Below are 22,108 nucleotides of genomic sequence, written 5' to 3'. Positions count from 1 at the left end.
GGGCGGGGGAGCGGGGTGAGGCCCGTCACCAGACGTCGAGATCGACGCGGTCTCCGTCGATCTCGACATCGCCGCGAACGCTCCACGATTCGGTGCGGTAGGTCTCGGTTCTCGCGGCGCCATCCTGCCCGGTGCCCGACACCGTCGCGACGAGAGCTCCGCCGTCGGCCACGAACCCATCGTCGGTCAACTCGAGCACGGGTAACCGATCGATACGGAAGCGCACGCTTTCGACCGCGACGAACTCCGTGCCCCAGGGGATCCTGATCCCGCACCCGTCGGGAACTGCACCCCCGGCGGCCTCCGTGTCTGTGCAGTCCTTGAGGTGTTCGTCGAGCTGCTGCTGCGCGAGCGCCCGAGGGTCGGCGGTGGGCTGGACGGTGGGTTCGACGGTGGCGGCGGGCGATGCCGGGGTCGGCGGGTCGATGGTCGATGCCTGCCACAGCCACACCGCCACCCCGGCGATGATGAGGGCAGCGACGCCTAGCCCGATCGTCCACGCGAGGCGACGACGTGTCACGACCTGATCTCCCTGGCGTGCACGTGTCGGCGGACAGAGGCCTCGGGACGGCTCGACAGCGCGGCGTGCAGGCTCTCGGCAGCCGTGCCCCAGCCGGACACGGAGATGTGGGCGAGGCCCTGCCAGGACGCCGCGAGGGCGAGTTCCGCTGCGATCCGATCGGCGTCCTCGGACGGCTTCGCCTGAGGCTCCCACCAGGCCGACTGTACGTGCAGGGTCGAGCTCGCACGCTCCGCCTTGAGATCGACACGGGCGACGATCCGATCGCCGACGAGCACGGGCAGGGAGTAGTACCCGTACTGCCGCTTCTCGGCGGGGACGTAGATCTCGATGCGGTAGTCGAGTTGGAAAGCTCGCAGCGCTCGGTCGCGGAACCAGACCACCGGATCGAAGGGGGTCAGCAACGCGGTCGCGTCGATTCTTCGTGGCAGCACCGCCTCGCGGTGACGCCACGCCGGAAGCGCACGTCCCGTACGTTCCCACCCTCGCACTGCGACCGGGAGCAGGTCGCCGGCATCGACGAGGTCGGCGATGGACTGCGACACGGCCGCGCGGTCGCGGATGCGGTGGTAGTCGGCGAGGTCGGACTGAGTGGCCACCCCCGAGGCGCGTGCCGCGCGTCGGGTGAGCTCGCGGATCGCCTCGTCTCGGGGCACCTGACGCGAGAGGACGGCGGCGGGGATCACCTGCTCCGCGAGCGCATAGCTGCGTTCGAAACCCTTCCTTCCGCTGATCGCCACGTCGCCCGTGCGCCACAGATGTTCGAGGGCGAGCTTGACGTCGTCCCAGTCCCACCAGGTGCCGCGCTCGCGCGGTGCATCGGCTCGGAGATCGGAAGGGCGGAGCGGCCCTCGATCTCGGAGTTCGTCCTGCACCCACTGCAGGGTGCGCGCGTTGGTGCTCGTCCACGAGTCCGGTCCCGACCACCGAGCGCGGAAGTCGTCCATGCGGAAGCGCCAGAGCGGCCAGTCCTCGACGGGGATGAATGTGGCTTCGTGGGCCAGATACTCGACGTAATGGCTCGTTCGTGCGTGGAACAGGCGATCGAGCAGCGACGGGTCGTACGATCCGAGGCGGGAGAACAGCGGCAGATAGTGCGATCGTGCGAACACGTTCACCGAGTCGATCTGCAGCACGTCGAGTCGGTCCATGACTCGATGCACATGCCGTGCGGACACGGAGCTCGGTCGGGCCTTCGTGAACCCCTGCGCGGCGAGCGCGATGCGTCGCGCCTGGGCAGGGCTGAGTGTGTCGGTCACGCCGCCAGCGTATAGCCGGGCACCGACATCCGACCCGCCGTCCTGACCGTCGGCGGCCGCGCCGTAGACTTGGGCGATGAGCGAAGAGCAGCGTCCACGGCTGAGGGATCTCTTCCGTCCGCGCGCGGCATCCTCAGCGAGCACCGCGCCCGCCGAGGCCGACGCGGCCGTGCCCTTCGGGTTGCGCATCACCGCCGCCTACTCGTGGCGACTGCTGCTGATCGCGGCGGCCGTCGCGGGGATCATCTGGCTCGTGATCGAGCTCAAGCTCCTCGTCATCCCGCTCATGGTCGGCATCCTCATCACTGCACTTCTCTGGCCTGCGATGCAGTGGATGCTGCGCCACCGCTTCCCCCGGTGGCTCGCGGTCACCCTCTCGATCATCGGAACGCTCGCGATCGTCTCGCTGCTGCTCTGGCTCGTGATCTGGCAGGTGCGAGCGCAGCTGCCAGATGTGCAGGAGCGCAGCTCGAAGGCGATCGAGGAGTTCCGTCAGTTCCTCCTCACCGGACCGCTGCACCTCAGCGAGACGCAGATCCAGGACTACATCGACCAGGGCCTGCAGATCATCAACGAACAGACGCAGGCACTGCTCAACGGGGCCCTCGCGGTCGGCACCACCGCCGCTCACGTCGTGACCGGCGCCGTGCTGTCGCTCTTCATCCTCATCTGCCTGCTGGCTGACGGACGAGGAATCTGGCGATGGACCCTGCGTCTCTTCCCCCGCGCCGCACGCCCGGCCGCGGACGCGGCCGCGAGCAACGGCTTCGCCACGATCGTCAACTATGCGCGCACGCAGCTGCTCGTCGCCGCGATCGATGCGGTCGGCATCGGAGTGGGGGCCGCACTGCTCGGCGTTCCGCTCGCCATCCCTGTCGCTGTGCTGGTGTTCCTCGGCTCGTTCGTCCCGATCGTCGGTGCCGTCGTGACCGGTGCGATCGCCGTGCTGCTCGCCCTCGTCTACAACGGTCCGTGGATCGCGCTCGCGATGCTGGCGGTCGTCCTCGGCGTGCAGCAGCTCGAGGGTCACATCCTGCAGCCGATCCTGATGGGGTCGGCGGTCAAGGTGCACCCGCTCGCCGTCGTGCTGGTCGTCGCCGGCGGATCGATGGTGGGAGGCATCCCCGGCGCCCTGTTCGCCGTGCCGCTCGCGGCGTTCGTCAACGTCGCCGCGGTCACCGTCAGCACAGGGTCTTGGAAGACAGGCGACGTGCCGAACGCAGACCTAATCTGGAGTACGGTTCCGCGCGAACCAAGACGGAGGAATCGATGAGCGCAGTCCCCAGCCTGACCGAGTTCGAGAGCGCTGCTCAGAGTCTGGCTGAGGTGATCACGCATACGCCGACCCTTCCCTCACGAGCTCTGTCCGACGTCCTCGGCGCCCCGGTCCTGCTCAAGATGGAGAACCTGCAGCGCACAGGGTCGTTCAAGATCCGCGGCGCGGCCTACCGTCTGTCGCGCCTGAGTGCTGAGGAGCGCTCTCGCGGCGTGGTCGCGGCATCCGCGGGCAACCACGCGCAGGGCGTCGCCCTTGCCGCTCAGGCCCTCGGCATCCCCGCCACGATCTTCATGCCCATCGGGGTGCCGGTGCCCAAGCTCCTCGCCACGCGTGGGTACGGTGCCGAGGTCGTACTCGAGGGCGAGACCGTCGCAACCTCGCTCCGCCTCGCCTCTGAGTTCTCCGAGCGGACCGGAGCGATGCTCATCCACCCGTTCGACCACCGCGATGTGGTGGTCGGCCAGGGCACGCTCGGACTCGAACTGCTCGAAGACGCACCCGAGGTCGACACCATCGTCCTGGGGATCGGCGGAGGGGGCCTCATCGCCGGCGTCGCGGCAGCGGTCAAGGCCCGTGCCGCACAGCTCGGCAGATCCGTGCGCATCATCGGTGTGCAGGCCGAGAACGCGGCGGCTGTGCCGCCCTCGCTCGACGCCGGGCACCCGGTGGACATCGAGACCAGACCGACCATCGCCGACGGCATCCTCGTGGCGCGCCCCGGCGCGATCCCCTTCGACATCATCAAAGATCTCGTCGACGAGGTCGTCACGGTCTCCGACGACGACCTCGCGCGGGCGATCCTGATCCTGCTCGAGCAGGCGAAGGTCGTCGTCGAGCCTGCGGGAGCTGCGGGAGTCGCGGCGATCCTCGCCGGCAAGGTCTCGGCGACGGGAACCACGATGGCCGTGCTGTCGGGCGGCAACATCGACCCGCTCCTGCTGCAGCGCGTGGTCTCGCACGGCCTCGCGGCATCAGGCCGTTACCTCACGATCCGGATCCCGCTGCCCGATCGTCCGGGTCAGCTCGCTCGGGTCTCAGAGCTCATCGCCGAAGCCGGCGCCAACGTGATCGAGGCCATGCACACGCGCCACGGACACGGCCTCCAGATCAGCGAGGTCATCCTCGAGCTCAGTGTCGAGACGCGTGGAGCCGAGCACTCCGAGCACACGCTCGACACCCTTCGTCGCGCAGGCTTCGAGCCGATGATCGTCCCTGACTGACCGGGCCGAGCGACCACGCCGGAGATGCGAAGAGGCCCCGTCCGACTGGACGGGGCCTCTTCGCATCGATCGGGGAGTCAGCCCGTGTACGTCTCGACGTTCACGATCTCGACCGAGATCGCGCGGCCGTTCGGAGCCTCGTACGACGACTTCTCGCCGACCTTGAGCCCGAGGATCGCCTGGCCGAGGGGGCTGGCCTCGCTGTACACATCCAGGTCGCTACCCACGGCTATCTCGCGGCTGCCGAGGAGGAAGACCTCTTCGCCGCCCGCGACCACCGCGGTCACGACGGTGCCGGGCTCGACGATGCCACGACTCGCGGGCGCTTCGCCGACCTTGGCCGTCTTGAGAAGGTTCTCGAGGGTGCGGATGCGCGCCTCCTGCTTGCCCTGCTCGTCCTTGGCAGCGTGGTAGCCGCCGTTCTCCTTGAGGTCGCCCTCTTCGCGTGCCGCTTCGATGCGCTTCGCGATCTCGTCGCGCCCCGTCGTGGAGAGGTGCTCCAGCTCGGCGACGAGTCGGTCGTAGGCTTCCTGCGTGAGGAAGGGAACCTGAGCGTCAGTAGACATGACGAAGCTCCTTCGTTAGTCACCCGCCGGCGTTCCGCGGGGGATATGCCAAGACGCCCCGGCACGGTGCCAGGGCGTCATCTGTCTGCCTAGAGTCTAGGCGACCCAGCAGGCCTTCACCAAACCTGTCGTGGCCTCGCCGACGGTCGGCACCGTCGCCGAGAAGGTCTGGGAGTGACTGTCGCCGGCCGGGATCTCGATCACTTTCCACCCCACGACGCCGAACTCCTCGTCGAGCGCCTCGACGACACAGCCCACATCCTTTCCCTGCACGCCGGTCACCTGGAAGCGCACCTCGACGCTGTGCTCGTCGATCAGGTCGAACCCGAGGTCGTCGGCGTCGACGGAGTTCAGCTGCGCCGACACCACGCTCCATCCGAGGGCTCCGACCAGTGCGGCAGCGGCCAGGATCAGCACGATCCAGGGCCATCTCCGTCGCCGGGTGCGGCCATAGCGTTCGTCGAGCTGCTGTGCGGTCGTCACAAGGGGGGTCTTCCGGTCGTTAGGCTGGTGATTACAGGTTATGCGACCTGTGCGTGAAAGGCAGATTCCATGCTCGCTCTGACCGAGACCCCGATGCCGACGCCCTCGATGACGGTGGCTCCGGAGCTCGTCACCCCCGGCTTCGTGGGGTTCGCCGCCGTCGTCGTCGTGCTGATCGCGGTGATCCTGCTGATCCTCGACATGAACCGACGCATCCGCCGCGTGCGCTACCGCGAGGAGGTCCGTGAGGAACTCGACGCGGAAGAGGCCGCGCTCAAGGCCGACGAGGCGACGGAGACCGATGCCGACCTCCCGATCGTCCGCGAAGGCGACGACGAGCCCGAGAAGCGCTGATCGCGCGCTGCGGCGATCAGGCTCCGAGCGATGGCGACAGCGGCTCCAGCGCGATGAGCAGGCAAGCGGTCCAGTGGCACAGGAACGCGAGCACCGTGCACAGGTGGAAGATCTCGTGGAAGCCGAAGTGGCCGGGCCACGGGTTGGGCTTCTTGAGCGCGTAGACGACGGCGCCGCCGGTATAGAGCAGGCCGCCGATGATGACGAGCGCCATCATGGTCGCGTTCGCGACGAAGAGGTCCGCGAGGTACATCACTGCCGCCCATCCCAGCAGCAGATACAGCGCGACGTACAGCCATCGCGGTGCGTTGATCCAGAACACCCGGAACAGGATGCCGAGCAGCGCGCCGCTCCACACGAAGACGAGGAGCAGTGCGCCCTTCCCCGGCGGCAGGGCGAGCACGGCGAGGGGAGTGTACGTTCCCGCGATCAGAAGCAGGATGTTCGCATGGTCGATCCGCTTGAGGATCATCTTGACCTTCGGACTCCAGTCGATCCGGTGATAGAGCGCCGAATTCCCGAAGAGCAGCAACGACGAGGCCATGAAGACCGCGGATGCCCATTTGGCGGCGCCCCCCTGCGCGACCGTGATGAGCACGATGCCGGCGACGATCGCGACAGGGAACGTCGCCGCGTGCAGCCATCCGCGCCACGTGGGCTTGATGTCGACGGCTGCGTCATGCGCCGCCTCCTCCATGAGGGGCAGCTGGGGGACGTCGGGTGCAGTGGAGTCGGGTGTGCTCACGCCAACACTCTATGCGGGAGCCCATCCCCGTCGGCGTACATATCCTGAGCGTCAGACCACTGTCGCCAAAGCCACGGCACGATAGCGTAGGGAGGTGATGACACGCGACGGGCAGGGGCGGGGGCCGCTGTACCGGCTTTACACCAGCAGGCTGCGCCGCCATCTCGACCCGACGTCCGTGCCCCACCACGTCGCCATGATGATCGACGGCAATCGTCGTTGGGCCAGGCAGCTGGGGTACGCGACACCCGCGGAGGGGCATCGCGCCGGTGCGGCGAAGATGCAGGAGTTCCTCGGATGGTGCGACGAACTCGGCATCCGTGTGGTGTCTCTCTACCTGCTGTCGAGCGACAACCTGCGAAAGCGTGATTCGGCCGAGCTCGCCGACCTCATCGAGATCATCGCGGAGCTCGCGGAGGCACTGTCGCGCGAGGCGAACTGGCGTGTCAAGCACGTCGGTCGATCAGACATCCTTCCTCCGGAACTCGCCAGGGTCCTCGACGACGCCCAGGAGCGCACGCGCGACCACACCGGACTCCACGTGAACCTCGCGGTCGGGTACGGCGGACGCAACGAGATCGTCGACGCGGTGCGCAGCATCGTCACCGCACACCAGGCATCGGGTGGAACGATCGAGGATCTCGCCGCGCACCTCACGCCTGACATGATCGGCGAGCACCTCTACACGGGTGGGCAGCCCGACCCCGACCTCGTGATCCGCACGAGCGGCGAGCAGCGGCTGAGTGACTTCCTGCTCTGGCAGAGCGCGCACAGCGAGTTCTACTTCGTCGAGGCTCTCGGCCCGGATCTGCGTCAGGTCGATTTCCTGCGTGCGATCCGAGACTTCGCCGATCGCGATCGCCGCTATGGGCGCTGAACTCGACGACGACGCCACCCCGCGTTAACCAACACGTAACGAACTCGTGGCGTGTCGAGTTCGTCAAATGTCGGCGGCTGGTCGTAGCTTCGAGGCATCGGGCAAGGTGCCCGTCGGGTCGGCCTCAGGTAAGCGACTCGTGACCCCCTGGTCGACTTGTTCGAATAACCGGGATTCCCCGGGTCGGGAGTGGGTCGTGACCTCACGTACAGCGCAGCAGTTCAGCACCGCCCAGCAGTCCAGCACCGCCCAGCATTCCAGCCGTGAGGCGACACGAGGAGGATCGGCGGATCTGGATCTCCGCACGTATGTGCTCGACACGTCGGTCCTCCTCAGCGATCCGCAGGCGTTCTTCCGGTTCGCCGAGCACTCCGTGGTGATTCCCGTCGTGGTCATCAGCGAGCTCGAAGGCAAGCGCCACGATCCGGAGATCGGCTACTTCGCCCGCCAGGCGCTGCGTCATCTCGATGACCTGCGTGTCGAGCACGGACGGCTCGACTTCCCGGTCGAGGTCGGCGAAGGCGGCACGCTCCGCGTCGAGCTCGCCAACACCGACGCCTCGGTGCTCCCCGCCGGAATCCGGCTCAGTGACAACGACACCCGGATCCTGTCGGTCGCGATGCATCTCGCGCAGGATGGTCAGGACGTCACCATCGTCTCGAAGGACCTCCCGATGCGCGTGAAGGCGGCGTCGCTCGGTCTGCGGGCAGAGGAATACCTCGCGGAGCAGGCGGTGGACTCCGGGTGGACCGGTATCGCGACCCTCGACCTCTCGGGAGACGAGATCAGTGATCTCTATGAGAGCGAGGTCGGCATCAGCGAGGAGGCTCGAGGGCTTCCGGTCAACACCGGACTCATCATCCACTCGGAGCGTGGTTCGGCGCTCGGCCGGATGACCGGCGACGGCGAGTACCGACTGGTGCGCGGCGACCGCGACATCTTCGGGATGCACGGTCGCTCGGCCGAGCAGCGTATCGCCATCGACCTGCTGACCGACCCCGACGTCGGCATCGTCTCGCTCGGCGGACGAGCAGGAACCGGAAAGTCGGCACTCGCACTCTGCGCCGGACTCGAGGCGGTGCTCGAGCGGCAGCAGCAGAAGAAGATCATCGTCTTCCGTCCGCTGTTCGCCGTCGGCGGGCAGGAGCTCGGCTACCTCCCCGGCGATCAGGGCGAGAAGATGGGGCCGTGGGGCCAGGCGGTGTTCGACACTCTCGGCTCGGTGGTCTCAGGCAATGTCATGGAAGAGGTGGTCGAACGGGGCATCCTCGAGGTGCTTCCGCTCACCCACATCCGCGGTCGATCGCTGCACGACGCTTTCGTGATCGTCGACGAGGCGCAGTCGCTCGAGCGCAACGTGTTGCTGACCGTCCTCAGCCGCATGGGGCAGAACTCCAGAGTGATCCTGACCCACGACGTCGGTCAGCGTGACAACCTCCGCGTCGGCCGCCACGACGGCATCGCCAGCGTGATCGAGACGCTCAAGGGACATGACCTGTTCGCCCACGTGACGTTGATGCGTTCCGAGCGCTCGGCCATCGCAGCCCTCGTGACCGAGCTTCTCGAAGGCGGAGAGCTCAGCTGACACCCGACGAGAGCGGATGCCGTGGCTTCGCGGCATCCGCTCTCGCATGTCCGGGACACGCCACGGCGATCCGCGTTCCCTCTCGCCGACGCCCGGATTATGCTCGGGGCATCAACCGCAGACGATGGAGTGATGCGCGATGAGTGATGCGACGAAGACCGTCGAAGACGACCGGCTGCCACCTGTGGCGGTGGATGAGAAACCGCGGTGGACACCGCTGAAGATCGTGCTGTGGGTGGCGATCGCGCTGCTGGGAGGCGTCGCCTGGACGATGCTCGCGATCGTCCGGGGCGAGACGGTGAACGCGATCTGGTTCGTGTTCGCGGCGGTCTGCACCTACCTCGTGTTCTACCGCTTCTACTCGAAGTTCATCGAGCGCAACCTCGTCAAGCCGAACGACAGGCGGGCGACCCCCGCCGAGTACAAGGCAGACGGCAAGGACTACGTCGCCACCGACCGGCGAGTGCTGTTCGGTCATCACTTCGCCGCGATCGCCGGTGCCGGGCCTCTCGTGGGACCGGTGCTCGCCGCACAGATGGGTTACCTTCCGGGCACCATCTGGATCATCGTCGGCGTCGTGCTGGCCGGCGCTGTGCAGGACTACCTCGTGATGTTCTTCTCGATGCGGCGAGGCGGACGCTCGCTCGGCCAGATGGCGCGTGACGAGCTCGGCCGATTCGGCGGTACGGCCGCGATCATCGCGACACTGCTCATCATGATCATCATCACGGCGATCCTCGCGCTCGTGGTCGTCAATGCCCTCGGTGAGAGCCCCTGGGGAGTCTTCTCGGTGGCGATGACGATCCCGATCGCCCTGTTCATGGGCGCGTACCTGCGGTGGATCCGGCCGGGCAAGATCACCGAGGTGTCGATCATCGGATTCGTGCTCCTCATGGCAGCGATCATCGGCGGAGGCATGGTCGCGGAGACCGACTGGGGCCAGGCGATCTTCACGCTCGATCGGACGACGATCGCCTGGGGCATCATCATCTACGGGTTCATCGCCGCTGTGCTTCCGGTCTGGATGCTGCTGGCTCCGCGCGACTACCTCTCGACCTTCATGAAGATCGGGGTGATCGTGGCGCTGGCCGTCGCGATCCTCTTCGTGCGTCCCGAGATCACCGTCCCGGCCTTCAGCGAGTTCGCCTCGGGTGAGACCGGGCCGGTCTGGGCAGGAGCTCTCTTCCCGTTCCTCTTCGTGACGATCGCCTGCGGGGCGCTGAGCGGGTTCCACGCTCTCATCGCGTCCGGCACGACGCCGAAGATGATCGAGAAGGAGAAGCAGACCCGCTTCATCGGCTACGGCGGGATGCTCATGGAGTCGTTCGTCGCGATCATGGCGCTCGTCGCCGCGATCTCCATCGACCGGGGCCTGTACTTCGCCATGAACTCTTCGCCGGCGGCGACGCTCGGTACCGTCGAGGGCGCGGTGGCGTTCGTCAACAGTCTCGGATTGACCGGGGTGAACCTGACGCCCGAGATGCTCACGAGCACGGCGGAGGCGGTGGGTGAGGAATCGATCGTCTCCCGTACCGGTGGTGCGCCCACACTCGCTCTGGGCCTCGCACACATCATGCAGCAGTGGATCGGCGGCACCGGGATGATGGCGTTCTGGTATCACTTCGCGATCATGTTCGAGGCGCTGTTCATCCTGACGGCCGTGGATGCGGGCACCCGCGTCGCGCGCTTCATGCTCCAGGACTCGGTGGGCAACGTCATCCCTCGTTTCAAAGACACGTCGTGGCGTGCGGGGGCGTGGATCTGCACCGCCGTGATGGTCGCAGGGTGGGGCGCGGTGCTGATCATGGGGGTCACCGACCCGCTCGGTGGCATCAACACGCTCTTCCCGCTGTTCGGCATCGCCAACCAGCTGCTCGCGGCGATCGCTCTCGCGGTGGTGCTCACGATCGTGGCGCGCAGACGCACGTTCAAGGTCCTGTGGGTCGTCGCGCTGCCGCTGGCGTTCGTGACCGTCGTCACGGTGACGGCGTCGTTGCAGAAGATCTTCTCGACCGTGCCGCAGGTCGGCTACTTCGCGAACCATATCGCTTTCAGAGACGCTCTCGCGGCGGGAGAGACGTCGTTCGGTACGGCCACCAGCGTCGCTGCGATGGAGGCGGTGGTGCGAAACACGATGATCCAGGGCATCCTGTCGGTCACATTCCTGGTGCTGTCGGTGATCGTCATCACCATCTCGCTCATCAAGGTCATCCAGGCCGTGCGCCCGGGGCCTGTCATCGATCACGAGGATCCGGAGGTCCCGTCGCATCGTTTCGCGCCGGCCGGTCTCATCGCGTCTTCGGAGGAACGCGCGGTCGAGAAGGAGTGGAACGCATTGCCCCCGTCCGCCCAGCCGACAAGGGGGCACTGATGGGCGCCGTGGTGGCTGACGCGGCACGTCGGGTCTGGAACGCGGTCGCCTGGTACGTGAACGGGGTGACGGGCCAGTCCCGATACACGGCGTACGTCGCGCACGAGCGGGAGCGGCATCCCGAGCGACAGCCGCTCACGGAGCGCGAGTTCTGGCGTGCGCACTATGCCCAACAGGATGCCGACCCTGGGGCCCGCTGCTGCTGACCTCGCGATCCGGCCCTCGGAACACCTCGGGGGCCGACACGCCAGGCGCCGCGCTTCGCGGGCTGCCGCAGTCGACATCTGGTGTGTCGGCCCCCATAGTGAGCAGCGACGCGGGAGGCATGGGACGTGTGGGACCGTGAAATGCGGTCAGCCCAGGTCATCTGCGCGGCGGAGGGCCGCCATGACGGCGGACTGCACGGAGGGCCAGTCGTGGATGACCTGTGCGTAGTCGAAGCGCAGGGTCTCATACCCCCGTGCCGATGCCTCGGCATCCCGGACCAGGTCTTTGTGTCGATGATCGTGACCGGCGTGGTTCTCGCGTCCGTCGACCTCGAGAATGAGCCGCCCGGCGACGACGAAGTCGACACGACCGACGCCGTCGATGGTGACCTGAGCAGCGAGGACGATGCCGAGCAGGTGAAGCCTCAGGCGGAGGATCGATTCGAGCCCGCTCTCCGAATCGTCGTGCGCGAGGTCGAAGAGCCACCGTGCGGATGCCGGGAGAGCCGCGCGGATCCGGAGGCGTGCGGCGTGTGTCAGGGCTCGACGCTGCAGAGCGGATTCGAATGAGGCGAAGAACGATTCCTCGCCCTCGCAACGGAACAGGTGGATGAGAGCCGTCTCGACGTCGACGACTCCGAGGGGCACGGTCCCGTGGAAGAAATGGCTGCGGCATCGGCATCCGCCGTGGTCATACGTCCGTCCGCGTCGACCGATCCAGACATGCACGCGATCCGCGTCTGCGAGGACCCACACGCCGTGATGACGCAGCGCCGCGCTGCAGGTGAGAGCGCCGCCGTGTGAGGCGGCACGTCGGAGTGCGTCGGGGAGCGTCGGCGAGGCGAACAGTCCGGGACGGATACGGGCGATGCGTCCTGCCCGCACAGCTCTCGCGAGGGAGGGGCGGTCGATGCCGTGCCGCTGGAGGTGCGTTCCGCGAGCGAGACCGCCGAGGCGATCGAGGGTGATTCGTGGGTCGAGCATCCCCGCAGCGTGGCAGGGTCGCAGGCGTCACGACGTGACGTGGGGGTGCTACGCCGACATCGGTGCAGAAGCCGTCGGCTTTCACGACGTCGCAGGAACAGTGTGCTGTCACACACTTCGGGGGCCGACACACCGGATGCCGAACAGGAAGGCCTCCTGCGCTCGGCGTTCGGTGTGTCGGCCCCCGAAGTGGTGGAACCGGCTCGCGATCAACCCGGGTGGGTCATCGACAACAGGTCGAGCTTCTCGTCGAGCTGCTCGAGCGTCAGGTCGCCGCGCTCGACGTATCCGAGGTCGATCACGGCGTCACGCACGGTGATGCCCTTCGCGACCGAGTGCTTGGCGATCTTCGCTGCAGCCTCGTAGCCGATGAGCTTGTTGAGCGGGGTGACGATCGACGGGCTCATGCCGGCGAATGCCGCGGCACGGTCGAGGTTCGCCTGCAGTCCATCGACGGTCTTGTCGGCGAGCACGCGCGAGGCGTTCGCGAGCAGACGGATCGACTCGAGAACCGCCGTGCCCATGACAGGGATGGCGACGTTGAGCTCGAACGATCCGGATGCTCCGGCCCAGGCGACGGTCGCGTCGTTGCCGATCACGCGAGCGCACACCATCAGAACAGCTTCGGGGACGACCGGGTTGACCTTGCCGGGCATAATCGACGACCCGGGCTGCAGATCGGGGATGTGCAGTTCGCCGAGCCCGGTGTTGGGCCCGGATCCCATCCAGCGCAGGTCGTTGTTGATCTTGGTCAGTGACACTGCGATGGTGCGCAGCGCGCCGGATGCCTCGACGAGGCCGTCACGGTTGGCCTGTGCCTCGAAGTGATCCTTCGCCTCGGTGATCGGAAGCTCGGTCTCGGCGGCGAGAAGCTCGATGACCTTCTGCGGGAAGCCGAGCGGCGTGTTGATGCCGGTGCCGGTCGCGGTGCCACCGAGCGGGACCTCGGCGACGCGGGGGAGAGCCGACTGCACGCGCTCGATGCCGAGACGCATCTGACGCGCGTAGCCGCCGAACTCCTGGCCGAGGGTCACCGGGGTGGCGTCCATGAGGTGCGTGCGGCCGGACTTCACGGCGTCCTTCCACAGCTCCGCCTTCGCCTCGAAGGCGACGGCCAGGTGGTCGAGTGCGGGGATGAGCGTGTCGATGAGCGCCTGGGTGACGGCGATGTGCACGGAGGTCGGGAACACGTCGTTCGACGACTGTGAGGCGTTCACGTGATCGTTCGGGTGCACGTTCGCCCCGAGGATGCGCGTGGCGAGGGTCGCGAGCACCTCGTTCATGTTCATGTTCGACGACGTGCCGGAACCCGTCTGGTACGTGTCGACGGGGAACTCGCCGTCATGTGCGCCGGAGGCCACCTGGTCGGCAGCCTGTGCGATCGCGTCGGCGATCGCACCGTCGAGCGTTCCCAGCTCCTTGTTGGCGAGCGCTGCAGCCTTCTTGATGCGTGCGAGTGCAGCGATCTGCGTCGATTCGAGGCCCTTGCCCGAGATCGGGAAGTTCTCGACGGCGCGCTGCGTCTGTGCGCCATACAGCGCGTTCGCGGGAACCCGCACCTCGCCCATGGTGTCGTGCTCGATGCGGTAGTCCTGCGAGTCTGCGCCGCTGTGCTGGTCGGTCATTCCGAACCCTCCTTGGTTGCGGGGTCGTGCCCCTCGGTGTCGATTCTGGCTGAGTCGATGTGGGCTGAGTCGATTCCGGCTCAGTCGGTTGCGTCGGTGTCGATCCCGACCGTGATGACGGGCACCGCGGTGCCCTCGGCCAGGCGGTAGTTGGCGCCGACGATGCCGAGCCGGCCGTCGCTGACAGCCTGCGAGATCACCTCGGATGACTGCAGCAGGTCCCTGACCGTGTTGCGCAGGTGCTCCTGGCCGACGAGCTCGGCGTCGATCTCGTCGACCGTGGTGCCGCCGGTCTCGGCGAGCACCTTGCGTGCCGCGGGGACGATCGGCGCGATGAGCTTCCAGATGTGAGGCGGCAGAGGGGCGGCATCGATCGCCGTCCCGTCGATCGCAGCCCGCACGGCGCCGCACGAGTCGTGGGCGAGCACGACGATCAGCGGCACATCGAGCACGGCGACGGCGTACTCGAGACTCGCGACGATCGACTCGCCGATCACCTGGCCGGCGTTGCGGACCACGAACAGGTCGCCGAGGCCGAGGTCGAAGATGATCTCGGCCGCGAGACGCGAGTCCGAGCATCCGAACAGCGTCGCGACAGGGTGCTGCGCCTCAGCGAGGTGCTTGCGGCGCGCGACGTCCTGATTCGGGTGTCGGGGAGCGTCGTCGACGAATCGCTGGTTGCCCTCCTGCATCTGCTTCCAGGCGGCGGCGGGCGTGAGCGTGTCTGTCATGAGTGCTACTCCGAGAGTTCGCGGATCTGGGGGACGAGGGACTCAGCGAGTTCGGCGGTCGAATCGGCCGAGCGAGAGCCGTAGAGGAGCAGGTAGTCGTCACCCGCCTGGGTGCCTATCGCGTGGGTGACGTTCTGGTTCGCGTCCGCGTCGCCCAGCTTGTAGACGTCCCACTCGAGACCGCCGATCGACGCCGTATCGGTGGGGGCTGTGCCGTTCAGACGCTGCGGCGCCCACGAGGAATCCGTGTCGAACGCCTGCGCCAGCCTGATGAAGCCGCGCTCGTCTTCGGCTGCCGGGGCGAGAGTGACGTCCCAGACCACCGTCGCTCCGCTGGTGAGTTCTGCCGCGTTCACGCGCCAGAAGTCGCCGAGGTCTGGCACGATCACCGGACTGTCCATCGTGGACTCCACGTCGGCGGCGATGCCGACCATGTCGACGCTCGGCGCGCTCGCGGGCTCGCCGCGGGGGACGATGAGCACGATCACCAGGACGATGGCGAGGGTCACGATGAGCGCGGCGACCAGGCTGCGCACGGTTTGACTCGAGCGATACGCCTTGCTCGAGGCGGCCTTGCGGGCGGCGGTCTCCTCGGCGGTCTCGGGGCGTCCGAGCTCGGCGACGATGGGGGCGGGCTTGTTCACGAATCGACCTCGTCGGAGCTCTCGGATGCTGAAGCGCGTGCGGCCTCGAGACGGCGCTTCGCGCCGAGGAGCCATTCTTCGCATCGGGCGGCCAATGCCTCGCCGCGCTCCCAGAGAGCGAGCGACTGCTCGAGAGTCGGAGAGCCCTGCTCGAGCTCGGACACGACCTTCACGAGCTCGTCCCGAGCGGCCTCGAACGACAGCGTGTCCACAGGGGTGTCGTTCAGCGCACTCACCCCTCCATCCTACGCGGTGCGCGGGCGGGGCTCACGCGGAGCGGGCGTCCCCGTCCTCAGCGATCTCGCCTTCGGAGCGGGCAGCCACCGAACCCCGATCCACCGTGACGGTGAGCAGGCTGCCGGCCGGTGCGTCGGAGGCGTCACGGAGGATCACGCCCCCGTCGAGGTGCGCGATCGCATAGCCGCGAGCGAGGGTGGCGGCGGGGGAGAGCGCTCGAAGCGATGCTCGCAGCTCGCTCGTCGCGCGGCCGGCCGCCTCGTGCTGTCGCGCGATCGAGTCGCGCCCTCGGGACACCAGCAGCCAGACGTCCTGCGATCTCGACTCGATGATCGGGTCAGGTGACCGCAGCGCCGGGCGCGAACGCAGCTGCTCCAGCTGCGCGATGTCATGCGACAGACGCTGCGTGAGTCTGGTGGTCGCGCGGGACCGCAGCTGAGCGATGAGCGCGCGTTGCTCGCTGACGTCGGGGACGACCCGCTTCGCGGCATCCGTCGGGGTCGAGGCGCGAAGGTCTGCGACGTCGTCGAGCAGCGGATGGTCGTTCTCATGCCCGATCGCGCTGACGACGGGGGTGGATGCTGCCGCGACAGCCCGCACGAGGCGCTCATCGCTGAATCCGAGGAGCGTCTGCGGGTCCCCACCTCCGCGCGCGATGATGATCACGTCGACCTCGGGGTCTGCATCGAGTCGGGCGAGGGCTGCGAGAGTGTCGGGAACGCAGCGGTCGCCCTGGACGGCTGCGTACTCGGTGCGGAACCTCACCTGCGGCCAGCGCAGCTCCGCGTTGCGGTGCACGTCTTTCTCGGCATCCGAGCGCTCGCCCGTGATCAGTCCGATCACGTGGGGCAGGAACGGGAGCCGCTTCTTGCGTGCGGAATCGAACAGGCCTTCCTGGCGAAGTCGGAGGCGGAGCTTCTCGAGGCGTTCGAGCTGATCGCCGAGCCCGACGTGCTTCATCGCGGAGACGGTGAAGCTGAAGTCGCCTGCCTTGACGAAGTAGTCGGCCTTGACCGCTGCCACCACATGGTCTCCGACGGCCAGATCGTCGGGTATCCGCGGGCGAACGCTCGACCAGATCCTGATCGATATCTGCGCATCGGACCGGGTGTCCTTGAGACGGGCGAAGATGTTCCCGCCGCGGACGTTCCACGATGTGATCTCGCCCTCGACCCACACGGTGTTCCAGCGGGCGACGAAGTCGCGGATCGTCCCGTTCAGTCGCGCGACCGACGTCGGTGCATCGGCGGAGGAGTCGCGCGGGGCGACGGCATCGGCCGGTGGGGTCTCGCCCGCCTTGGTCGACGCTTCGAAGACCGTCATCCGTTCAGTGCACCTTCCGCTCCTGCTCAGGTTGTCGGCAGTAGAATCGAGGAGTGACTTCGACTGCCGTTCATCTCCCCGTGCCGCGTATCCCTCGAGTCCGCGCGGCTGCCGGGCGGCTTCAGGATAACCCGGTCGTCGGGAACAAGCGTGTTCTCCTCGCCGCTCCGCGCGGGTACTGCGCCGGTGTGGATCGCGCTGTCGTCGCCGTCGAGAAGGCGCTCGAGCGGTACGGTGCTCCGGTGTACGTGCGCAAGCAGATCGTGCACAACATCCACGTCGTGACCGAGCTCGAAGACAAGGGCGCGATCTTCGTCGAGGAGGTCGACGAGGTCCCCGAGGGAGCACACGTCGTCTTCAGCGCACACGGAGTCTCACCCGCCGTGGTCGATGCCGCCTCGGAACGCGGTCTGCACGCGATCGACGCGACCTGCCCTCTCGTCACCAAGGTGCACCGCGAGGCCGTGCGCTTCGCGCGAGATGACTTCGAGATCCTGCTCATCGGCCACGACGGCCACGAGGAGGTCGAGGGAACGGCCGGTGAGGCCCCTGAGCATGTCACCGTCGTGAACTCCCCGGCTGAGGCCGACACGGTGCAGGTGAAGGATCCGTCGAAGGTCGTGTGGCTGTCGCAGACGACCCTGTCGGTCGACGAGACGATGGAGACGGTCAATCGCCTGCGCACGCGCTTCCCCGATCTGCAGAACCCGCCGTCGGATGACATCTGCTACGCGACGCAGAACCGCCAGGTCGCGATCAAGAAGATCGCGGCGAACGCCGAGCTGGTGATCGTCGTCGGATCGTCGAACTCCTCCAACAGCGTGCGCCTGGTCGAGGTCGCACTCGAGTACGGTGCGAAGGCCGCGTATCGCGTGGACTATGCCGAAGAGGTCAAGCAGGAGTGGCTCGACGGTGTCGCGACGGTCGGTGTCACCAGCGGTGCATCCGTTCCCGAAGTGCTGGTCCGTGAGGTGCTCGACGCGCTCGCCGGTGCCGGATACCAGGACGTCGAAGAGGTCAAGACCGCGGAAGAGGACCTGATGTTCTCGCTGCCGAAGGAACTCCGTCAGGACTCGTCGGGCCAGCGGGACGCCCGCGCTCTGGGAGGACGCGCTTCCGGCGGAAGCGCCTGACGGTGACCGCCTCCGAGGCGGAACCCACCCTGATCGGGTCTGTGCAGCGAGCACTGCGACTCGTCGACATCGTCGCGAACTCGGCTCGTCCGCTGCCGGTCAAGGCTCTGGCCGCCATCACCGGTCTGACACCGGGCACCACGTACAACCTCAGCCGCACGCTGATCCACGAGGGCTACCTGGCCAGCGAGCCCGATGGGCTGGTGCTCGGCGAGCGGTTTCCGGGCTTCAGTACCCAGATCGACGCGCGGGGCGTGTTCCTCGCCAGGGTGCGCGCGGCTCTGCGGCAGGTCACGGACGAGGTGGGTGCGACCGCGTACCTCTCGCGCTACAGCGACGGTGAGATGCACCTCGTCGACATCGTCGACGCGGTGCGCAGCCCTCGGATCGAGTTGTGGGTGGGCATGGATTCCAGTGCCCACGCGACCGCCCTCGGCAAGCAGATCCTCACGGACCTGACCTGCGATGAGCGTCTCGACTACCTCTCCCGCCATCGACTGGAGGAGCTCACACCGCGCACGATCAGCGACCGGCGCACGCTCCTGACCCAACTCGAGCACTCGAAGGGATTCGCCGTGGATCGGGAGGAGTACTCGATCGGCAACTCCTGCGTCGCCGTGCCCGTGATCGCGCCGGGCGTCGCCGCCTCGCTGGCGATCTCGCTCCCCACCGATCGAGCGGTCGTCGATGACTCGCTCATCGTGACGCTTCAGCGGACCGCCCGTCGGCTGTCGCTTCAGCTGGGCGCGGATGCTCTGGGCGGTGTCCGCGCGACCGTCCCCGGCACCCACGTCGATATCTGACCTCGGTTCACTATCTGAAGAATCGGTCTGGCGGGCGGGCGCGCAGCTTCCTATCTTTGAAGGGTAGTCGTCTGTGCAAACGGCGCTACCGGCGAGAGGACGTCCCCAGCGTTTCTCGCCAGCTTGGATGGCGAGTGTCCCCAGCACTGTCGTCCGCGGCCCCGAGAGGTCCCCACTTCTCCGGGGCCGCCATCATTTTCGGAGGCCTCTCTGAGAGGGTTCCACTGCCGGTCGGACTAGCATGCTGGAATGACGGACCAACGGCCGCAGTACGGCGAGATCGCGACACTCGAAGAGCAGCGCAGGGCGGCGGGCCTGCCGCCCATCGTGGAGGAGACGCCCGAGCGTGTCGACCCGTCGTCGCTGCGCCCCGTCACCGCTGCTGCGGAGCCGCCGCGACAGAGCCGGCCGGTCGATCGGTTCATCACGATCGCCCTCCTGGCATACGGCCTGGTGAACGTCGTCATGACTGGGCTGTCATATCTCGACTTCTCCACCGCGATGAACGAGGTCATGAGCATCCTCGGTATCGACGGTGAATTCACGAACTATGCGCAGGGTCGACTCTGGGGCACGGTCGCCGCGATCGTGCTGGCGGTGGGCTGGTCGGCGACGGCCTATCTCTCGGTCCGTCGACTGCGCGGCGGAAAGACCACCTGGTGGCTTCCCATCGCCGGTGCAGCGGTCACCACTGTCCTGGCATCGATCTGCGTCGCGATCCCGATGATGGGAGACCCGGCGTTCGTCAGCTTCCTGAGCTCGTCAGCACTCCAGTGACACACTGAATGCGATGGAGCCCCTGACCTACCGGCCAGGGGCTCCATCGCATTCAGGCGTCTGTCAGCTCTTCGACTGACCGTACGAGCCGAGCTGGCGGGTCGACTCGGCCACGCGTGCGGCCATCGCGGTCTCGGCGACCTTGCCCCAGGCGCGGGGGTCGTACTGCTTCTTGTTGCCGACCTCGCCGTCGACCTTCAGCACGCCGTCGTAGTTCTTGAACATGTAGTCGGCGATCGCGCGGGTGTACGCGTACTGGGTGTCGGTGTCGATGTTCATCTTGATGACACCGTTGGCGACCGCGAGGGCGATCTCCTCGTCGGTCGAGCCGGATCCGCCGTGGAAGACGAGGTCGAGCGGCTTCGCGCCCGTGTTGTACTTCGCGGCGACCTGCTGCTGGATCTCGCCGAGGAGCTCGGGGCGCAGCTTGACGCCGCCGGGCTTGTAGACGCCGTGGACGTTGCCGAACGTGAGAGCCGCGATGTAGCGACCCTGCTCGCCGAGGCCGAGTGCCTGCACTGCCTGGTCCACGTCGGCGAAGGTCGTGTAGAGCGCGTCGTTCGATCCTTCGTGAGCGACTCCGTCCTCCTCGCCGCCGACGACGCCGATCTCGACCTCGAGGATGGCGTTGATGTTCTTCATGCGGGGGAGGAGATCCTTGGCGATCTCGATGTTCTCGGCGAGCGGCACGGCAGAGCCGTCCCACATGTGCGACTGGAAGATCGGGTTGCGGCCGGCCTTCACCTCTTCTTCGGATGCCGAGATCAGCGGCTCGACGAAGCCGGCGAGGGCATCCTTCGGGCAGTGGTCGGTGTGCAGCGCGACAGTGACGGGGTAGTTCTTGGCGACCTCGGTGGCGTAACGCGCGAATGCGAGGGCACCCGTCGCGCGTGCCTTGACCGTGTGGCCCGCGAAGTAGTCGGCGCCACCGGTGGTGACCTGGATGATGCCGTCGGAGCCGGCCTCGGTGAGGCCCTGCAGGACGGAGTTGATCGTCTGCGAGCTCGAGACGTTGAATGCGGGGTACGCGAAGCCGCCGGCCTTCGCGCGGTCGAGCATTTCGGCGTACTGATCCGGGGTGGCGACGGGCATGAGAACTCCTGCGATAGGTGAAGCCGGGACAGCTGTCACTCTATCGGGGAGCGTGGGCGGATGCTGGTCGCGGCCTCCCGACGGGCGTGCCCCAGATACGCTCGCGTTAAGAAACGCGATTCCTTCGTGCACGGAAGCGCGAAAACCGGGGAATCGACGACGGTTCGTGGCTAGGCTGACCGCATGGTGAGTCTGACGGCCGATCTGAGCCCCCTGCGTCCCGACCGAAATCTCGCAATGGAGCTGGTGCGTGCGACCGAGGCGGCTGCGATCCGCGCCGTGCCCTTCATCGGGCGGGGAGCCAAAGAGGCGGCCGACGGTGCTGCCGTCGATGCCATGCGGGCTTTTCTCGGCACCGTCGCATTCCAGGGGCGCGTGGTGATCGGCGAGGGCGAGAAGGACAACGCGCCGATGCTCTTCAACGGCGAGGTCGTCGGTACCGGCACCGGGCCGCAGTGCGACATCGCGGTCGACCCGATCGACGGCACGTCGCTGACTGCCGCGGGGCGCCAGAATGCGCTCTCGGTGATCGCGGTCTCCGATCGCGGGTCGATGCTCGATGCCTCCAGCGTCTTCTACATGGACAAGCTCGTGACGGGCCCGGCGGGCGTCGGTGTCGTCGACATCCGTCTGCCCATCGGCGAGAACATTCGCAAGCTCGCCGGCGCGCTCGGCAAGCCCGTCGACGAGATCGTGGTCTCGGTGCTCAACCGTCCGCGTCACGAGAAGCTGATCCAGGAGATCAGGGAGGCCGGCGCCGGCACGCGTCTCATGAGCGACGGCGACGTCGCCGGCGGCATCAACGCGGCGCGTCACGCTGCTCGCACAGACATGTGCGTCGGGGTGGGCGGCAGCCCGGAGGGAATCGTGACCGCGTGTGCCATCAAGGCGCTCGGCGGCCACATCCAGGGACGCTTGTGGCCCCGCGACGATGACGAGCGCCAGCGCGGCATCGACGCCGGACTCGACATGGACAGGGTGTACGAAGCGAATGACCTGGTGCGCGGAGACAACACGATCTTCGTCGCGACGGGTGTCACAGACGGGCAGCTCGTCGACGGCGTGCGCCGTGAGAACGGATACATCTACACGGAGAGCGTCGTGCTGCGCGGAGCGTCGGGGACACTGCGCAGGATCGCCTCCGAGCACCTCGTCTCCAAGTGGCTCTGACTCTCTCCGTGTGATGCCGGGACGGGCATCGTTACCGACCCGGTACCGCCTCTCGGGGTGCTGAGCCGAGCTTTCTCGACCACACGTGTCACAATTGTCACTGGATTTGTCGCCGTCGACGGAG

23 protein-coding genes are annotated in these 22,108 nt (G+C 67.3%); 11 read left to right on the top strand and 12 right to left on the bottom strand.

From position 1 onward, the window contains the following. Positions 1–25: 25 nt before the first annotated feature. Positions 26–520 (bottom strand): hypothetical protein, encoded by a 495-nt coding sequence (locus tag ACZZZN_RS09885; RefSeq protein WP_463504981.1) that lies wholly within the window; start codon positions 518–520, stop codon positions 26–28. Next, on the bottom strand, positions 517–1,779 hold the full coding sequence (locus tag ACZZZN_RS09880; protein ID WP_463504980.1) for a winged helix-turn-helix domain-containing protein: 1,263 nt from the start codon (positions 1,777–1,779) through the stop codon (positions 517–519). The genes ACZZZN_RS09885 and ACZZZN_RS09880 overlap by 4 nt, the downstream gene beginning before the upstream one ends. A gap of 76 nt (positions 1,780–1,855) precedes the next feature. Here ACZZZN_RS09880 and ACZZZN_RS09875 point away from each other — a divergent pair, with 76 nt between their 5' ends. Continuing rightward, positions 1,856–3,052 carry an AI-2E family transporter gene (locus ACZZZN_RS09875; RefSeq protein WP_463504979.1) on the top strand — a complete coding sequence of 399 codons (1,197 nt, stop codon included), beginning with the start codon at positions 1,856–1,858 and terminating at the stop codon, positions 3,050–3,052. Beyond that, positions 3,049–4,278, top strand: coding sequence for a threonine ammonia-lyase (gene ilvA, locus ACZZZN_RS09870; RefSeq protein WP_463504978.1), 1,230 nt, complete (start codon positions 3,049–3,051; stop codon positions 4,276–4,278). Before ACZZZN_RS09875 ends, ilvA begins: the two co-directional genes overlap by 4 nt. A gap of 77 nt (positions 4,279–4,355) precedes the next feature. Here the strand turns inward: ilvA and greA are convergent, their stop codons facing one another. Beyond that, positions 4,356–4,844, bottom strand: a complete 489-nt coding sequence (gene greA / locus ACZZZN_RS09865; protein ID WP_167946493.1) for a transcription elongation factor GreA — start codon at positions 4,842–4,844, stop codon at positions 4,356–4,358. Positions 4,845–4,940: 96 nt separating this feature from the next. Further along, positions 4,941–5,327, bottom strand: coding sequence for a DUF4307 domain-containing protein (locus ACZZZN_RS09860; RefSeq protein ID WP_463504977.1), 387 nt, complete (start codon positions 5,325–5,327; stop codon positions 4,941–4,943). A gap of 69 nt (positions 5,328–5,396) precedes the next feature. On the opposite strand from ACZZZN_RS09860, the gene ACZZZN_RS09855 reads away from it, so the two are divergent. Continuing rightward, positions 5,397–5,681 carry a hypothetical protein gene (locus tag ACZZZN_RS09855; protein WP_463504976.1) on the top strand — a complete coding sequence of 95 codons (285 nt, stop codon included), beginning with the start codon at positions 5,397–5,399 and terminating at the stop codon, positions 5,679–5,681. Positions 5,682–5,697: 16 nt separating this feature from the next. Here the strand turns inward: ACZZZN_RS09855 and trhA are convergent, their stop codons facing one another. Further along, positions 5,698–6,378: a PAQR family membrane homeostasis protein TrhA gene (gene trhA / locus ACZZZN_RS09850; protein ID WP_463506580.1), complete on the bottom strand. Its 681-nt coding sequence runs from the start codon at positions 6,376–6,378 to the stop codon at positions 5,698–5,700. A gap of 145 nt (positions 6,379–6,523) precedes the next feature. Here trhA and ACZZZN_RS09845 point away from each other — a divergent pair, with 145 nt between their 5' ends. The 4 genes from ACZZZN_RS09845 to ACZZZN_RS09830 all read left to right on the top strand — a co-directional run bounded on the left by ACZZZN_RS09845 (position 6,524) and on the right by ACZZZN_RS09830 (position 11,465). Further along, positions 6,524–7,303: an isoprenyl transferase gene (locus tag ACZZZN_RS09845; protein WP_463506579.1), complete on the top strand. Its 780-nt coding sequence runs from the start codon at positions 6,524–6,526 to the stop codon at positions 7,301–7,303. A gap of 292 nt (positions 7,304–7,595) precedes the next feature. Next, a complete protein-coding gene (locus ACZZZN_RS09840) occupies positions 7,596–8,888 on the top strand; it encodes a PhoH family protein (protein ID WP_463506578.1) in 1,293 nt (430 codons plus the stop codon). A 139-nt stretch (positions 8,889–9,027) separates the two neighbouring features. After that, the gene (locus ACZZZN_RS09835; RefSeq protein ID WP_463504975.1) at positions 9,028–11,259 is read left to right on the top strand and encodes a carbon starvation CstA family protein; all 2,232 of its coding nucleotides are present in this window, start codon (positions 9,028–9,030) and stop codon (positions 11,257–11,259) included. Next, entirely contained in the window at positions 11,259–11,465 is a 207-nt protein-coding gene (locus tag ACZZZN_RS09830) for a YbdD/YjiX family protein (RefSeq protein ID WP_463504974.1), read from the top strand. Before ACZZZN_RS09835 ends, ACZZZN_RS09830 begins: the two co-directional genes overlap by 1 nt. A gap of 147 nt (positions 11,466–11,612) precedes the next feature. Here ACZZZN_RS09830 and ACZZZN_RS09825 read toward each other — a convergent pair whose 3' ends face one another. The 6 genes from ACZZZN_RS09825 to xseA all read right to left on the bottom strand — a co-directional run bounded on the left by ACZZZN_RS09825 (position 11,613) and on the right by xseA (position 17,009). Further along, positions 11,613–12,449, bottom strand: a complete 837-nt coding sequence (locus tag ACZZZN_RS09825; protein ID WP_463504973.1) for a DUF559 domain-containing protein — start codon at positions 12,447–12,449, stop codon at positions 11,613–11,615. Between the two features lie 209 nt (positions 12,450–12,658). Then, positions 12,659–14,074 (bottom strand): class II fumarate hydratase, encoded by a 1,416-nt coding sequence (locus tag ACZZZN_RS09820; RefSeq protein ID WP_463504972.1) that lies wholly within the window; start codon positions 14,072–14,074, stop codon positions 12,659–12,661. Positions 14,075–14,154: 80 nt separating this feature from the next. Beyond that, a complete protein-coding gene (locus tag ACZZZN_RS09815) occupies positions 14,155–14,805 on the bottom strand; it encodes a carbonic anhydrase (protein ID WP_463504971.1) in 651 nt (216 codons plus the stop codon). Positions 14,806–14,810: 5 nt separating this feature from the next. Beyond that, on the bottom strand, positions 14,811–15,449 hold the full coding sequence (locus ACZZZN_RS09810; RefSeq protein WP_463504970.1) for a DUF4245 family protein: 639 nt from the start codon (positions 15,447–15,449) through the stop codon (positions 14,811–14,813). After that, positions 15,446–15,685, bottom strand: a complete 240-nt coding sequence (locus tag ACZZZN_RS09805; protein ID WP_463504969.1) for an exodeoxyribonuclease VII small subunit — start codon at positions 15,683–15,685, stop codon at positions 15,446–15,448. Before ACZZZN_RS09805 ends, ACZZZN_RS09810 begins: the two co-directional genes overlap by 4 nt. Positions 15,686–15,716: 31 nt before the next feature. Beyond that, on the bottom strand, positions 15,717–17,009 hold the full coding sequence (gene xseA, locus ACZZZN_RS09800; RefSeq protein WP_463504968.1) for an exodeoxyribonuclease VII large subunit: 1,293 nt from the start codon (positions 17,007–17,009) through the stop codon (positions 15,717–15,719). A gap of 89 nt (positions 17,010–17,098) precedes the next feature. On the opposite strand from xseA, the gene ACZZZN_RS09795 reads away from it, so the two are divergent. The 3 genes from ACZZZN_RS09795 (at position 17,099) to ACZZZN_RS09785 (ending at position 19,722) form a co-directional block, all read left to right on the top strand. Then, positions 17,099–18,142: a 4-hydroxy-3-methylbut-2-enyl diphosphate reductase gene (locus ACZZZN_RS09795; protein WP_463506577.1), complete on the top strand. Its 1,044-nt coding sequence runs from the start codon at positions 17,099–17,101 to the stop codon at positions 18,140–18,142. A gap of 2 nt (positions 18,143–18,144) precedes the next feature. Beyond that, positions 18,145–18,945, top strand: a complete 801-nt coding sequence (locus ACZZZN_RS09790) for an IclR family transcriptional regulator (RefSeq protein ID WP_463504967.1) — start codon at positions 18,145–18,147, stop codon at positions 18,943–18,945. A gap of 249 nt (positions 18,946–19,194) precedes the next feature. Then, positions 19,195–19,722 carry a DUF6264 family protein gene (locus ACZZZN_RS09785; RefSeq protein WP_463504966.1) on the top strand — a complete coding sequence of 176 codons (528 nt, stop codon included), beginning with the start codon at positions 19,195–19,197 and terminating at the stop codon, positions 19,720–19,722. A gap of 63 nt (positions 19,723–19,785) precedes the next feature. On the opposite strand, the gene fbaA is transcribed toward ACZZZN_RS09785, so the two are convergent. Then, positions 19,786–20,814, bottom strand: a complete 1,029-nt coding sequence (fbaA, locus tag ACZZZN_RS09780) for a class II fructose-bisphosphate aldolase (protein ID WP_463504965.1) — start codon at positions 20,812–20,814, stop codon at positions 19,786–19,788. A gap of 183 nt (positions 20,815–20,997) precedes the next feature. Between fbaA and glpX the strand changes: the two genes are divergently transcribed. After that, positions 20,998–21,984, top strand: a complete 987-nt coding sequence (glpX, locus tag ACZZZN_RS09775; RefSeq protein WP_463504964.1) for a class II fructose-bisphosphatase — start codon at positions 20,998–21,000, stop codon at positions 21,982–21,984. The last annotated feature ends 124 nt before the right edge of the window (positions 21,985–22,108 follow it).

This window comes from Microbacterium sp. AC145 (genome assembly GCF_979258505.1).
This window is presented reverse-complemented; position numbering and strand designations above follow the sequence as displayed.

Coding starts and splice junctions, on each gene's coding strand:
- ACZZZN_RS09875 (WP_463504979.1), top strand. CDS start 1,856: ATGAGCGAAGAGCAGCGTCCACGGCTGAGGGATCTCTTCCGTCCGCGC.
- ilvA (WP_463504978.1), top strand. CDS start 3,049: ATGAGCGCAGTCCCCAGCCTGACCGAGTTCGAGAGCGCTGCTCAGAGT.
- greA (WP_167946493.1), bottom strand. CDS start 4,844: ATGTCTACTGACGCTCAGGTTCCCTTCCTCACGCAGGAAGCCTACGAC.
- ACZZZN_RS09855 (WP_463504976.1), top strand. CDS start 5,397: ATGCTCGCTCTGACCGAGACCCCGATGCCGACGCCCTCGATGACGGTG.
- trhA (WP_463506580.1), bottom strand. CDS start 6,378: ATGGAGGAGGCGGCGCATGACGCAGCCGTCGACATCAAGCCCACGTGG.
- ACZZZN_RS09845 (WP_463506579.1), top strand. CDS start 6,524: ATGACACGCGACGGGCAGGGGCGGGGGCCGCTGTACCGGCTTTACACC.
- ACZZZN_RS09835 (WP_463504975.1), top strand. CDS start 9,028: ATGAGTGATGCGACGAAGACCGTCGAAGACGACCGGCTGCCACCTGTG.
- ACZZZN_RS09830 (WP_463504974.1), top strand. CDS start 11,259: ATGGGCGCCGTGGTGGCTGACGCGGCACGTCGGGTCTGGAACGCGGTC.
- ACZZZN_RS09825 (WP_463504973.1), bottom strand. CDS start 12,449: ATGCTCGACCCACGAATCACCCTCGATCGCCTCGGCGGTCTCGCTCGC.
- ACZZZN_RS09820 (WP_463504972.1), bottom strand. CDS start 14,074: ATGACCGACCAGCACAGCGGCGCAGACTCGCAGGACTACCGCATCGAG.
- ACZZZN_RS09815 (WP_463504971.1), bottom strand. CDS start 14,805: ATGACAGACACGCTCACGCCCGCCGCCGCCTGGAAGCAGATGCAGGAG.
- xseA (WP_463504968.1), bottom strand. CDS start 17,009: ATGACGGTCTTCGAAGCGTCGACCAAGGCGGGCGAGACCCCACCGGCC.
- ACZZZN_RS09785 (WP_463504966.1), top strand. CDS start 19,195: ATGACGGACCAACGGCCGCAGTACGGCGAGATCGCGACACTCGAAGAG.
- fbaA (WP_463504965.1), bottom strand. CDS start 20,814: ATGCCCGTCGCCACCCCGGATCAGTACGCCGAAATGCTCGACCGCGCG.
- glpX (WP_463504964.1), top strand. CDS start 20,998: ATGGTGAGTCTGACGGCCGATCTGAGCCCCCTGCGTCCCGACCGAAAT.